General features: G+C 58.4%; 10 protein-coding genes. 7 read left to right on the forward strand and 3 right to left on the reverse strand.

Annotation, left to right across the window (positions count from 1 at the left end; all coding sequences use genetic code 11):
- The first annotated feature begins 311 nt into the window (after nt 1–311).
- From ACYQ6M_RS21950 to ACYQ6M_RS21980, 7 genes are all read left to right on the forward strand, one after another.
- Nucleotides 312–1,922 carry a phosphoenolpyruvate carboxykinase gene (locus ACYQ6M_RS21950; protein WP_152508676.1) on the forward strand — a complete coding sequence of 537 codons (1,611 nt, stop codon included), beginning with the start codon at nt 312–314 and terminating at the stop codon, nt 1,920–1,922.
- A 244-nt stretch (nt 1,923–2,166) separates the two neighbouring features.
- Nucleotides 2,167–2,502 carry an XdhC family protein gene (locus tag ACYQ6M_RS21955; RefSeq protein WP_022998985.1) on the forward strand — a complete coding sequence of 112 codons (336 nt, stop codon included), beginning with the start codon at nt 2,167–2,169 and terminating at the stop codon, nt 2,500–2,502.
- A gap of 17 nt (nt 2,503–2,519) precedes the next feature.
- Nucleotides 2,520–3,146 carry a LysE family translocator gene (locus ACYQ6M_RS21960; RefSeq protein WP_460075555.1) on the forward strand — a complete coding sequence of 209 codons (627 nt, stop codon included), beginning with the start codon at nt 2,520–2,522 and terminating at the stop codon, nt 3,144–3,146.
- Between the two features lie 3 nt (nt 3,147–3,149).
- Entirely contained in the window at nt 3,150–3,845 is a 696-nt protein-coding gene (locus ACYQ6M_RS21965) for an XdhC family protein (protein ID WP_460075557.1), read from the forward strand.
- The gene (locus tag ACYQ6M_RS21970; RefSeq protein WP_460075559.1) at nt 3,842–5,458 is read left to right on the forward strand and encodes an NTP transferase domain-containing protein; all 1,617 of its coding nucleotides are present in this window, start codon (nt 3,842–3,844) and stop codon (nt 5,456–5,458) included. Before ACYQ6M_RS21965 ends, ACYQ6M_RS21970 begins: the two co-directional genes overlap by 4 nt.
- Before the next feature lie 291 nt (nt 5,459–5,749).
- Nucleotides 5,750–5,956, forward strand: coding sequence for a hypothetical protein (locus tag ACYQ6M_RS21975; RefSeq protein ID WP_022998990.1), 207 nt, complete (start codon nt 5,750–5,752; stop codon nt 5,954–5,956).
- A gap of 396 nt (nt 5,957–6,352) precedes the next feature.
- On the forward strand, nt 6,353–9,727 hold the full coding sequence (locus ACYQ6M_RS21980) for a PAS-domain containing protein (protein ID WP_460075561.1): 3,375 nt from the start codon (nt 6,353–6,355) through the stop codon (nt 9,725–9,727).
- 159 nt (nt 9,728–9,886) lie between these two features.
- Here ACYQ6M_RS21980 and ACYQ6M_RS21985 read toward each other — a convergent pair whose 3' ends face one another.
- The 3 genes from ACYQ6M_RS21985 to ACYQ6M_RS21995 form a co-directional block, all read right to left on the reverse strand.
- Entirely contained in the window at nt 9,887–10,297 is a 411-nt protein-coding gene (locus tag ACYQ6M_RS21985; protein WP_022998993.1) for a F0F1 ATP synthase subunit epsilon, read from the reverse strand.
- Nucleotides 10,298–10,390: 93 nt separating this feature from the next.
- On the reverse strand, nt 10,391–11,815 hold the full coding sequence (gene atpD, locus ACYQ6M_RS21990) for a F0F1 ATP synthase subunit beta (protein ID WP_022998994.1): 1,425 nt from the start codon (nt 11,813–11,815) through the stop codon (nt 10,391–10,393).
- Nucleotides 11,816–11,840: 25 nt separating this feature from the next.
- Nucleotides 11,841–12,725 carry a F0F1 ATP synthase subunit gamma gene (locus ACYQ6M_RS21995; protein ID WP_023014438.1) on the reverse strand — a complete coding sequence of 295 codons (885 nt, stop codon included), beginning with the start codon at nt 12,723–12,725 and terminating at the stop codon, nt 11,841–11,843.
- Between the last annotated feature and the right edge of the window lie 15 nt (nt 12,726–12,740).

Consider the following 12,740-nt stretch of genomic DNA (forward strand, 5'->3'; position numbering starts at 1 on the left):
CGTCAAGTCTCGTACATTGGTGGCGGGGCTCAGTCGAGTCTCTACTACAAGTGCGAAATGAACGCACTTTCTTTCGATTCAATCAACATTTCGAACATTCCGAAAGTTTCGAATTTTAGTTCGACGTCCAAATTAATCATTGGCAATTTAATGGTGATTTTTAATCGATTAAACAATTACATAGCACCTTTGGTAGTCTTGCTGCCGTTTAGTCATTCCACTACGTTCGCAGCCCTCACAGCCAGATTTAGCTTTTCTTAACTTTCTCCGGCCGTGACAAAACTAGCCCCCATCACGAGGACTGCGGGAACATGCAAGAAGTAGGTGTCAGGAATCCCTCAATTGGTTGCGAAACTTTCGGCTTCAAAGGCCTGAAAGCGCTCTATTGGAACCAGAACGAGCCTGCTCTTTATGAATATTCCCTCTCCCGCGGCGAAGCGCAGCTAGCTGCCGGCGGCGCGATTGTTGCTGAAACCGGTGTTCACACCGGCCGCTCGCCGAAAGACAAGTTCGTGGTTCTGGACGACGAGACCCGCGACACTGTGTGGTGGGACAACAACGCCCAGATGTCGAAAGCCAATTTCGACCTGCTGCTGTCCGATTTCCTTGCCCACGCCGAGGGCATGGAGCTGTTCGCACAGGACCTTTACGGCGGCGCTGACAAGACCCATCGCCTGCCGGTGCGCGTCTATACGGAATATGCCTGGCATTCGCTGTTCATCCGCAACCTCCTTCTCCGGCCCGAGACTTCCGAGCTGGAAGGCTTTGCGCCGGACATGACAATCATCGATCTGCCAAGCTTCAAGGCGGATCCGGAACGCTACGGCTGCCGGACAGAAACCGTGATCGCCTGCGACCTGACCCGCAAGATCGTCCTGATCGGCGGAACCTCCTATGCAGGCGAAATGAAGAAGTCCGTCTTCACCATGCTGAACCACCTGCTGCCGGCAAAGGGCGTCATGTCCATGCACTGCTCGGCGAACTTGGGCGATGCAGGCGATACCGCAGTGTTCTTTGGCCTGTCCGGCACCGGCAAGACCACGCTCTCCGCCGACCCGTCCCGCACGCTGATCGGCGACGACGAGCACGGCTGGGGTGAAAGCGGCGTCTTCAACTTCGAAGGCGGCTGCTACGCCAAGACCATCAAGCTTTCCGCTGAAGCCGAGCCGGAGATCTACTCCACCACCCAACGCTTCGGCACTGTTCTGGAAAACGTGGTTCTGGACGAGAACCGGGTGCCGGATTTCGACGACGGTTCGAAAACCGAAAACACCCGCGCCGCCTACCCGATCCACTTCATTTCCAATGCCAGCGACACCGGCTGCGCACCGATGCCGAAGACCATCATCATGCTGACGGCCGATGCCTTCGGCGTCATGCCGCCGATCGCGCGTCTGACACCGGCGCAGGCGATGTATCACTTCCTGTCCGGGTACACCGCCAAGGTGGCCGGCACGGAAAAGGGTGTTACCGAGCCGCAGGCAACCTTCTCGACCTGCTTCGGTGCGCCGTTCCTGCCGCGGCATCCGTCCGAGTACGGCAACCTGTTGAAGGACCTCATTGCCAAGCACAATGTGGATTGCTGGCTGGTCAACACCGGCTGGACCGGCGGTGCATATGGCACCGGGCAGCGCATGCCGATCAAGGCAACCCGTACGCTGCTCACTTCCGCACTGAACGGCAGCCTGAAGGACGCCGAGTTCCGCACCGATGCGAACTTCGGCTTCGATGTGCCGGTTTCCGTCGAAGGTGTCGACGATACGATCCTGACCCCGCGCGAAACCTGGACGGACAAGGATGCCTATGACGTTCAGGCCGCCAAGCTGGTGCAAATGTTCGTCAAGAACTTCGCGACCTTTGAAGCCCATGTCGACGGTGCCGTGCTGAATGCCGCTCCCGCCGTGCGTATGGCTGCCGAATAAGCCCGAAAATAATACCCCGCAAAACCTGAACGGCTCCTCCCCCTCGAGGAGCCGTTTTTTCGTGGGTAGACAACGCTCTTGCGCTTCCCGATCACGACGTCCCGCCGGATGGATGATCGCTGAGAAAGTCCGGCGGCGGCGCGAGGAGCACAGGGTGATGCTGCGCTTGCTTTCCCTCGCCTGCTCTCTTTCATCAAATTCAGAAAGATCTATATTGAAGGTCCTACCTTGAAGGGGCGACCTCATGACGGCCACAGAGACGACTTCCATTCCCGACGTTTTGAAGACAGCCGAAAGCTGGCGCGGTGCAGGACGTTCCGTTGCACTGGCGACCGTGGTTGAGACCTGGGGTTCCGCGCCACGACCGGTCGGGTCCCATCTTGTCATTGATGCCGAAGGCAACTTCGAAGGCTCCGTCTCCGGCGGTTGTGTCGAAGGGGCGGTGGTGTCCGAGGCAATCGACGTCATCGAGACCGGCAAGCCGACCACGCTGGAATTTGGCGTTGCCGATGAGACAGCCTGGCGTGTCGGCCTTTCGTGCGGCGGCCGCATTCGCGTCTACGTCGAACCCGTCACCTGATCCCGGATCTGATTTCGATGACTACGGAAACCCTGCTTGCCTTCGTCGCCGCAACCGCTCTATTCGCCTATATGCCTGGCCCGGCCCTGCTTTATACCGCCGCACAGACGATCGCCCGCGGACAGCGGGCCGGTTTCATGGCTGCCGCGGGTATTCACCTGGGCTGTTATGTGCATGTCTTTGCCGCAGCCTTTGGCCTGTCGGCGATCTTCAGTGTCGTGCCGACACTCTATTTTGCGCTGAAGCTGGTTGGCGGGCTTTACCTGATCTTTCTCGGCATCCAGATGATCCGGACCCGCGTAGTGGCCGGACCGACACCGAATCTGCCCCAAAAATCCGAAAAGCGAGCCTTTGCAGACAGCGTGCTGGTGGAGGTTCTCAATCCCAAGGTCGCCATCTTCTTCATCGCCTTCCTGCCCCAGTTCGTCACCCCTGACGCAAGCCTGCCGATCTGGGCGCAGTTCCTGATCCTGGGAACGTTCGTCAACTTCGCTTTCACCTCGGCAGATATCGTCACCGTTCTTTTTGCAAGCCATGTGAAGAAACGGCTGACCAGGACATCGAAGTTCCAGAGCCTCACTCGCTGGCTTGGAGGATCGCTTCTGGTGGGACTTGGATTGAAACTGGCAACGGACCGCGCATAGACCATGGACTTTTCCCTGCTAAGTGACCTCAACAAGGACCGTGCCGCGCGCCGTGCGGCGATCCTGGTGACCGACATGGTGGACAGGCAGCAACGCCTCGTCCGCAAATCCGACGATTTTTCCGGCGATCCCCTGGCTGAGGAACTTGCAAGGCGTTTCCGCTCAGGTAAATCCGGCATGATCACCGGAGAAAGTGGCGAAGTCTTCCTGAACGTATCCTTGCCTGCGCCGCGCCTGGTCATCATCGGCGCAGTGCACATCAGCCAGGCGCTTGTTCCGATGGCGGAGATTGCGGGGCTTGATGTGACCGTCATTGATCCACGCACGGCCTTTGCCACCGAAGACCGCTTTCCCGGAAGCACACTCAAGGCGGACTGGCCCGAAGAGGTCTTGAAGGATGCGCCCCTTGATGCCTTCACGGCCGTTGCCGCTGTCACTCATGATCCGAAGATAGACGACTTCCCCCTGATGGAAGCGCTGAAGACCGGATGTTTCTATGTCGGGGCGCTCGGCAGCCGCAAGACCCACGGCAAGCGTCTGGAACGCTTTACCGAAGCAGGCCTGGCACCTGAGCTGTTTGACCGGATCGATGCTCCGATCGGTCTCGATATCGGAGCAGCTTCACCGGAGGAAATTGCGGTGGCCGTGCTGGGCGCCATCATCAAGGCGTTACGGACCGCTCCGGGAGCTGCCGCATGATATTCGGCCCCTGTCCGCCGGAAGATGCCGAAGGCTGTATTCTCGCGCACCGGACAGCCCTGCCGAAGCGTGTGCTGAAAAAAGGCCGCCGCCTGACGGGACAAGACTGCACCGAGATTGCCGCCGCCGGTATCGACAGCCTCATGGTTGCCCGGATAGGACCCGGCGACACCGGAGAGGATGCCGCGGCCGAGCAGCTCGCCACCGCCGCTGCAGGTGCGGGTCTTGAGACCGACACCGCCTTTACGGGGCGCATGAACCTCTATGCCGCCACCAACGGCGTCCTGGTGGTCGATGCGGATGCGGTTACCGCTGCCAACCGGATTGATCCGGCCATCACCTTTGCGACCCTGCCGAACTACAGCAAGGTTCTGGCTGGCCGAATGGTTGCAACCGCGAAGATCATTTCCTTTGCCGTTCCAGAAGAACAACTGGGAGCCGCCGAAAACGCTCTGAGAGGCGCAGTCCGCGTTGCCGGCTTCAGACCGCGCAAGGTTGGCCTTGTCGCAACGCAACTGCCGCATCTCAAGCCTTCGACCATGGACAAGACCCGCCGCGTGCTGGAAGACAGGCTGTTGCCGAGCGGATCAACCGTCCTGAACGAGCACAGGGTCGCCCACAGCAGGGAGGCCGTTGCCGAAGCCTTGTGGTCTCTGAAGGAAGAAGGCGCTGATTTTCTGATCTTGTTCGGGGCCTCTGCCGTTGTCGACAGGCAGGACGTGCTGCCTGCGGGTCTGGATCTTGCCGGCGGGACGGTGCACCACCTGGGCATGCCGGTGGATCCCGGCAACCTGCTGATGCTCGGAAGTCTCGACGGCATTCCCGTGCTGGGCGCACCGGGCTGCGCCCGAAGCCCGAAGGAGAATGGTTTCGACTGGGTTCTGGACCGCCTGCTTGCCGGACTGGAAGTCCACCCCGACGACATTACCGCGATGGGTGTTGGAGGCCTTTTGATGGAAATCGGGACACGGCCGCAGCCCCGCGAAGGCAAACGCAAGGGCGAAGCTGCCAGGATCGCGGCACTGATCCTTGGCGCAGGCAAGTCGTCCCGCATGGGCGGTCCGAACAAGCTGCTTGCGACGCTGGACGGCAAGACCCTGATCCGGCATGCCGCGGAAGCTGCCGCCGGCGCCGGTCTGTCACAGACCGTTCTGGTAACCGGGCATCTGGCTGAAGAAGTCGGCGCACAGGTCGAAGATCTGGACGTTACGCTGGTGCACAACCCGGATTTTGCAGACGGCATGGCCGGGTCCATCCGCACAGGCATGAATGCTCTCGCCGCAGATACCGATGCTGTGATCGTTCTTCTGGGCGACATGCCACGCATCGGCAGCGATGTTCTGAAGAGGCTGATCGGCACTTACCGCGAAAACGACAACAGTCTGATCGTCACCGCAACGGCGGATGGGAAACGGGGCAATCCGGTCTTGTGGGACCGGCGCTTCTTCGAAGCCCTGAAGTCCTTGAGCGGCGACGTTGGAGCGCGCCACATCATTGGCGAAAACCCAGGGTTCGTGGCCGAAGTCGAGATCGGATCCGCCGCAAGACTGGATCTTGATACACCCGATGCGCTTCGGCAGGCTGGAGGCAAGTTGCCTGAGCCAAAAGGCTAAACCTTTGGCCTGGTAAAGTAAGCCGAAGCAATAAAGCCAAACGATAACATTACATTAACCCGGTATGCACTGAGTGCAGGCCGGAATTGCCAGCTATTCTATTGCAATTTTGTGACATGCCGCTTATGTAATGCCTGCGCTTGCTGAAGGGCACCCAATTGGGTTGGACAACGGATGACGTCCCGGGCGCCGCTTACATCCGATTCCTGTCGAAAGCTGTTCGGATCCTCCCTCCCGAGGATGCTCGAGCGCTTTTGTCGCTTGGTTAAAAGAAGAACGAAGGAAAACGTCATGGCTGACTTGTCTCTCCCGCGCCCGGGCTGCTGCAAATGGGCAGAAGGTGATTCTGGTAACTACATCTTCCCGTGCAGCACGCGCGTCGAAGCAGGTGTCTCCTATTGCACCGAACATAGCGCCATCGTCTACATCCCGCCGGAAGAGCGCCGCCGCAACCGTTCCGGTGGTGGCATGAGCCTGTCCTTCCGCCGCGCGGCATAAGAATACAAGCTGCTTGAACTAAAAAAGCAGATATTCCGTGGAACACCACGTACCTCGAAACCCGGCCCTCAGGCCGGGTTTTTTATTGCCCGGATTTTCCCGTGCCGGATTTCAAGCCTGCAAGGCTGGACGAAAGGCATGTCAACATCGAGCAACCTCTGCGTGAGCAGAAGATTTCATGCGATTTTTTCGATCTAAGCAAATATTCTTACTGAATATTACCTAGAGGCGATTCTTCGTTAAAATACAATCACCCTCACCGCGCAAAACAACCCTGCCTTTATGGACAATTTAATTCAATCTCGCAAAGTTAATACTTTGTTTTGGTTCTATACCTAAGAGTAAACAAACTAAAACCGAGATAGTGACGCGTTCGGCAGAGAGGCACAGTGCATCATGACCCCTGTGCAGGGAGACAGCGAACAGGACCGCCTGGACGCACTGGCGACCCTTCAGATTCTCAATTCTGAACGCCTGCCGGAATATGACGATCTCGTGGAGACCCTTGCCACGATCTTCGATGCCCCGATGGCCTTCATTTCCATCGTCGGGAAGGATGACCTCTGGTTCAAGGCCAAGATCGGCATAGACGTCGACGGCACGCCAAGAAAAGGCACTTTTTGCGATCAGGCGATCCTCTCGCGTGAGTTGATGGTCGTTCCCAACGCCCTTGAAGACCCCCGCTTCCGCGATACGAGCCTCGTTGCTGGTCCACCCTACACACGCTTTTATGCAGGCTTGCCGTTGTGCCTGGATGGCACGCACATCCTTGGGACACTCTGCGTCGTCGACACCAAACCACGGCAGCCAAGCGAAACACAGCTCCGCCAACTGCAGCGTATGGGATCGATCGTCCTCGGTCTGATGAAGTCTCATCGCGCCCAGAGTGATACGCAATCTGCCCTTCGGGCGGCCGAAGAACAGCAACGGCTTGCGATGCGCAAGAGCGATCTGCTGGAAGAGATCACGGCCGTTTCCGGTGTTGGCGGCTGGGAAGTGGATATTGATACCGACACGGTAACCTGGACGGAAAAAACCTGCGAAATCCATGAAGTGGATGACGACTTCGTTCCAACTGTCGATATGGCGCTTTCCTTCTACGCACCGGATTGCCGTCGCCAGATCTCGGATGCCGTCATCAAAAGTGTCAAGGAAGGCGTTGCCTGGGATCTTGAACTCCCGTTCGTGACCGCCAAGGGGCGTGAGATCTGGGTTCGCACCGCGGGCAGGCCCATCATCGAAGATGGTCGCGCGACCCGTTTGATCGGTGCCTTCCAGGACATTACCGAACGCAAGCAATCCGAACAGGCCGTGCTTCATTCCGAAGCGGTCCATCGCACCACCCTGGAATCCCTGAGCGAAGGGATTCTCCTCGTCAACAGAGCCGGACAGATCCAGTCCTTCAATCCTGCAGCAGCTGCATTGCTCGGCTACACCGTCGGGGAAATGAAAGGTCAAAAGCTTCAGGATCTCGACCTCGATATCGAATGCGAAGAAGACGGCCACGTTTCCGGCTGCAATCCCCTGCAACAGGCTGCGGTCAATCCGGACAAGGTTTGTAACGTCGTTGCAAACGTGACCCGCCGCGGGACCGACCAGTCCGTCTGGCTGCGGCTGAATGCGAAATCGATTGGCGACGACAATGCGTATGGCCTCGACGGCGTTGTCCTTTCCCTGACCGACGTCACCGCGACCAAGCGGCAGCTCATCGCTCTGCAAGCCATTTTCGACAACCTGCCGGGTGGTCTCGTCTATTATGATCCCGACAGACGGCTTGCGGTCTGCAACAAGGATTTTCAGCGCCTTCTGCAACTGCCGCAGGAATTTATTGATCGCAAGGCGCCGTTGCTGGAGGTGGCGACATATCTGGCAAAGCGGGGAGACTACGGTCCGGGAGACCCGGACAAGCTTCTGGAAGAACGGTTCAGGTATTTCAATGATCCCAAACCGCATATTTACGAGCGCGTCAGCCCCGATGGGACACATCTGGAAGTCCGTGGGATCCCTCTGCCGAGCGGCGGCCTTATCACCAGTTTCTTTGATATTTCGGAGCGCAAGCGGGCGGAGAACGTCTTGCGTTATTCCGAAGCCGTCCAGAGGACAACGCTCGAGTCTCTCAGCGAAGGCATTCTTCTGCTGACACATACCGGCGAGATCCAGTCAGCCAATCCTGCTGCGATCGACCTGTTGGGCGTGACCGGCAAGGAGCTGGTCGGGTTGAACGTAACCGACATTGATTTTGGCCTTCGCTGTGACCTTGAAGACAAGGGTCCGTGCGATGCACCGCTGGAGCTTGCTGCGCGTGACCCGGGATCACTGAGGGACGTCATCGCCCGTCTCTCCCCCACCAACGGGCGGCCGAGGAAGTGGCTTCGCCTGAGCGCCATGCCAATCGACGACGATCAGGAGTTCGATCTGGACGGTGTCGTCGTCTCCCTGACGGACATTACCGAGACCAAGCAGCAGGCCGACACGCTGCAAAGCATCTTCGACAACTTTCCGGGCGGGATCGTTCACTACGATGAAACGCTCCGGCTCGCATCGAGCAATCAGCAGTTCCGTGACCTTCTCGAATATTCTGATGAGTTGGTTGAAGATCGGCCTTATCTTTACGACTTCTTTCTCTTCAACGCTCGAAGAGGTGACTATGGCCCTGGCGACCCAGAGGCTCTCGCTCTGGAGCGGTATCGGAAGTACGACCTAAAAAAATCACAGGTGTTCGAACGACGTGCCGCAAACGGCACCTATATCGAAACCCGGAGCACGCCACTGCCGTCAGGTGGTCTGATCCATAATTTTTACGACATCACCGACCGCAAGAACCTGGAAGAACAACTTGCCGCGAACGAACGGCTGGCACGGCATCGCTCGCAGGAACTCGAAGCCATTCTCGCCAATATGCGCCAGGGTGTCAGCGTCTTCGATGCGCGTGGCCGGCTGTCATTGTGGAACCGGCAGTACATCGAAATCTTCAACAAACCTGAGGGCGATGTTTACGAGGGTGTCAGCCTCATCGAGTTGATCCAGGCAGAGAAGGATCGCGGCGAATTCGAAGGCGACGTTCAGGAACACGTCATGGATCTGATGATCCGTCTTTCGGCAGGCGAAGTGGTCCGTTCCAAGTTCAAACATCCCAACGGCAGGATTGTCAGCGCGGTCCATGCGCCCTTGCCGGCGGGCGGCTGGATCGGTACGCATGAAGATGTCACGTCCCGTGAACTGGCGGCTGAAAAGATCCAGTTTGCCGCTCACCATGACACCTTGACCGGGCTCGCCAACCGAACGCTATTCAATGCAAAGCTGGACGAAGCCCTGAATGCGGCATCGGCCAATGGCATTGCAGGCGACCTGATGCTGCTTGACCTCGACAAGTTCAAACCGGTGAATGACAGCTTCGGTCATGATGTCGGTGACGAACTTCTTAAAACAGTCGCACAACGACTGCGCGAGTGTGTCCGGTCCTCAGATCTGGTCGCTCGTCTCGGCGGGGACGAATTCGGGATCATCCTGACCGGAACAGGTTCCGGCAACGCCAGTACGGCCGAGATCGCGGATCGTATCGTCCGCAAGATCGGGGCACCGTTCGCAGTCCAGGATCACATTATTTCGGTTGGCGTCAGCGTCGGAATTTCTCCGATAACGGGCACGGAACTGGATCCTCGTCCAGTGATAAAGCGCGCTGATATGGCGCTATACGAGGTCAAGCATAACGGGCGTAACGGGTTCAAGTTCTTCGAAGAAGAAGACGTCGCGCGGTTTGCTCGCGCCTGACGTTCGGCCTTCTGATCGAGAGCCGACTGTTTGAGAGGCAGCCTGCCAGGCACGTCAGAACCGCGCCTCTTGCATACTTGACCGATCGCTTCCCCCCAAGAACAAAAAACGCGGCCCGTTGCCGGACCGCGTCATTGAATGAAGCTTGAGGGGGTCGTATCAGGCCTTTGTGAGGGCTTCTGCGACGTCCTTGAGCTGAGCCAGTGTCATTTCGGCTTTCTGCCGCGAGGCATCGTCCTTGGCGTCGGAAACATCTTCCTGTGCATCCTGGATTGCCTGGTCGAGCTGCTCACGGCTGATCTCGCCAACCGGAACGGCCTGTTCGGCCAGAACGGTGAGACCGCCTGCTGCAACATCGGCAAAACCACCGCGGACGAAATATTCGTCCCAGCCACCATTTTCGCTGCTGCGCACCTTCAGGATGCCCGGCAGGATGGTGGAGATGAACGGGGCATGGTTCTTCAGAACGCCAAACTCGCCTTCGGCGCCCGGTACAACGACCTCTGCGACCTGTTCGGAGAGGAGCTGGCGCTCCGGCGAGACCAACTCAAACTGGAAAAGTTCAGCCATTTGGCGTCTTCCTTGTCAGTCTAATTCTGATGGCAAGCCATCAAGCATGAAGAAGACGGACGCCCGATAACGGGCGTCCGGTCAATTCGCCGATCAAGCGGCTTCAGCAGCCAGGCGCTGTGCTTTCTCGATGGCTTCATCGATGGAGCCAACCATGTAGAAAGCAGCTTCCGGCAGGTGGTCGTATTCGCCTTCGACCAGACCCTTGAAGCCCTTGATGGTGTCTTCGAGTGCAACCAGCTTGCCCGGAGAACCGGTGAAGACTTCAGCCACGAAGAACGGCTGGGACAGGAAGCGCTCGATCTTACGGGCGCGGGCAACGGTGAGTTTGTCTTCTTCAGACAGTTCGTCCATGCCCAGGATGGCGATGATGTCCTGCAGAGCCTTGTAGCGCTGCAGAGTAACCTGAACCGCACGAGCCGTTTCGTAGTGCTCTTCACCGATGATGCGGGCATCAAGCATACGGGAAGTGGAGTCCAGCGGATCCACAGCCGGGTAGATGCCTTTTTCAGCGATCGAGCGGTTAAGAACCGTCGTTGCGTCCAAGTGAGCAAAGGTCGAAGCCGGTGCCGGGTCGGTCAAGTCATCGGCCGGAACGTACACGGCCTGCACGGACGTGATCGAGCCCTTGTTCGTGGTGGTAATGCGCTCCTGCATGCCGCCCATGTCGGTGGCCAGCGTCGGCTGGTAGCCCACAGCGGACGGGATACGGCCGAGAAGTGCGGACACTTCGGACCCTGCCTGGGTGAAGCGGAAGATGTTGTCCACGAAGAACAGCACGTCCTGGCCCTGGTCACGGAAGTGTTCTGCAACGGTCAGACCGGTCAGAGCAACACGTGCACGGGCTCCCGGGGGCTCGTTCATCTGGCCGTAAACCAGAGCAGCCTTGGAGCCTTCTCCGCCGCCTTCCTTGTTCACGCCGGATTCGATCATTTCCCAGTAAAGGTCGTTACCTTCACGAGTACGTTCGCCAACACCTGCGAACACGGAGTAACCGCCGTGCGCCTTGGCGACGTTGTTGATCAGTTCCATGATGAGAACAGTCTTGCCCACGCCGGCGCCGCCGAACAGGCCGATCTTACCGCCCTTTGCGTACGGAGCCAGAAGGTCAACGACCTTGATGCCCGTCACAAGGATTTCAGCTTCGGTGGACTGTTCGATGAACTCCGGAGCGTCCTGGTGGATCGCACGCTTGCTTTCGTGCGGGATCTCACCGGCTTCATCGACCGGCTCGCCGATCACGTTCATGATACGGCCCAGGGTGCCGTCGCCAACCGGCACCACGATCGGTGCATCGGTGTCGACCACTTCCTGACCGCGCACCAGACCCTCGGTGGAGTCCATCGCGATGGTACGTACCGTGTTTTCGCCAAGGTGCTGAGCAACTTCAAGCACAAGTCGCGTGCCCTGGTTGTCAACTTCAAGAGCGTTCAGGATCAGCGGCAGGTGGTCATCGAACTTGACGTCGACAACGGCGCCGATGACCTGGGTGATCCGTCCGACCTTTTTGTCAGCCATATCCCTAATCCTCGTCTCGATCCCGTTAGAGCGCTTCCGCGCCCGAGATAATTTCAATCAGTTCCGTCGTAATCTGAGCCTGGCGCTGGCGGTTGTAGTTGATCGTCAGTTTGTCGATCATCTCGCCGGCGTTGCGGGTCGCGTTGTCCATTGCGGACATACGTGCACCCTGTTCAGACGCAGCATTTTCCAGAAGTGCCCGGAAAATCTGAACGGAGATGTTGCGCGGCAGCAGATCCGCAAGGATCTCTGTCTCTTCCGGTTCATATTCGTAAACCGCGTTGGCACCTGCGCCTGCATCAGTGCTGCCAGCCTCGAAATGGGCCGGGATCAGCTGAGTTGCAGTCGGTTCCTGCGCGATCACGGATTTGAAAGTCGAATAGAACAGCGTGCAAACGTCGAACTCGCCATTGTCGTACATGGAGAGCACTTCGCGGCCGATGTCGTCCGCGTTGTTGAAGCCAACGTTCTTAACACTGCGCAGGTCGATGGTCTTGATGATGTGCTGGCCGAGCTCGCGCTTCAGAGCGTCGTAGCCCTTCTTGCCGACACAGATGATCTTGACCGTCTTGCCCTGCTTCAGCAGGCTGCGCGCTTTTTCACGCGCAAGCTTGGCAATGTTGGTGTTGAAGCCCCCACACAGCCCACGTTCGGCCGTGGCAACGAGCAGGAGATGAACCTGGTCATTGCCGGTGCCGGACATGAGCTTCGGAGCGTCGTCGCGCCCCTCGAAGGCCACCGCGAGGTTGGCCAGCACCGCACCCATGCGTTCCGCATAGGGGCGAGCGGCCTCCGCAGCTTCCTGAGCACGACGCAGCTTCGCCGCGGCCACCATTTGCATGGCCTTGGTGATTTTCTGCGTCGCCTTAACGGAAGCGATGCGGTTTCGTAAGTCCTTCAGGCTCGGCATGGCCGCCCCTGCTCC

Source organism: Roseibium sp. ROS1, assembly GCF_054658215.1.

Bases quoted from the DNA above. Each gene is read 5' to 3' on its own strand.
- ACYQ6M_RS21955 (WP_022998985.1), top strand. From the start codon at position 2,167: ATGACGGCCACAGAGACGACTTCCATTCCCGACGTTTTGAAGACAGCC.
- ACYQ6M_RS21965 (WP_460075557.1), top strand. From the start codon at position 3,150: ATGGACTTTTCCCTGCTAAGTGACCTCAACAAGGACCGTGCCGCGCGC.
- atpD (WP_022998994.1), bottom strand. From the start codon at position 11,815: ATGGCTGACAAAAAGGTCGGACGGATCACCCAGGTCATCGGCGCCGTT.
- ACYQ6M_RS21980 (WP_460075561.1), top strand. From the start codon at position 6,353: ATGACCCCTGTGCAGGGAGACAGCGAACAGGACCGCCTGGACGCACTG.
- ACYQ6M_RS21970 (WP_460075559.1), top strand. From the start codon at position 3,842: ATGATATTCGGCCCCTGTCCGCCGGAAGATGCCGAAGGCTGTATTCTC.
- ACYQ6M_RS21975 (WP_022998990.1), top strand. From the start codon at position 5,750: ATGGCTGACTTGTCTCTCCCGCGCCCGGGCTGCTGCAAATGGGCAGAA.
- ACYQ6M_RS21950 (WP_152508676.1), top strand. From the start codon at position 312: ATGCAAGAAGTAGGTGTCAGGAATCCCTCAATTGGTTGCGAAACTTTC.
- ACYQ6M_RS21960 (WP_460075555.1), top strand. From the start codon at position 2,520: ATGACTACGGAAACCCTGCTTGCCTTCGTCGCCGCAACCGCTCTATTC.
- ACYQ6M_RS21995 (WP_023014438.1), bottom strand. From the start codon at position 12,725: ATGCCGAGCCTGAAGGACTTACGAAACCGCATCGCTTCCGTTAAGGCG.
- ACYQ6M_RS21985 (WP_022998993.1), bottom strand. From the start codon at position 10,297: ATGGCTGAACTTTTCCAGTTTGAGTTGGTCTCGCCGGAGCGCCAGCTC.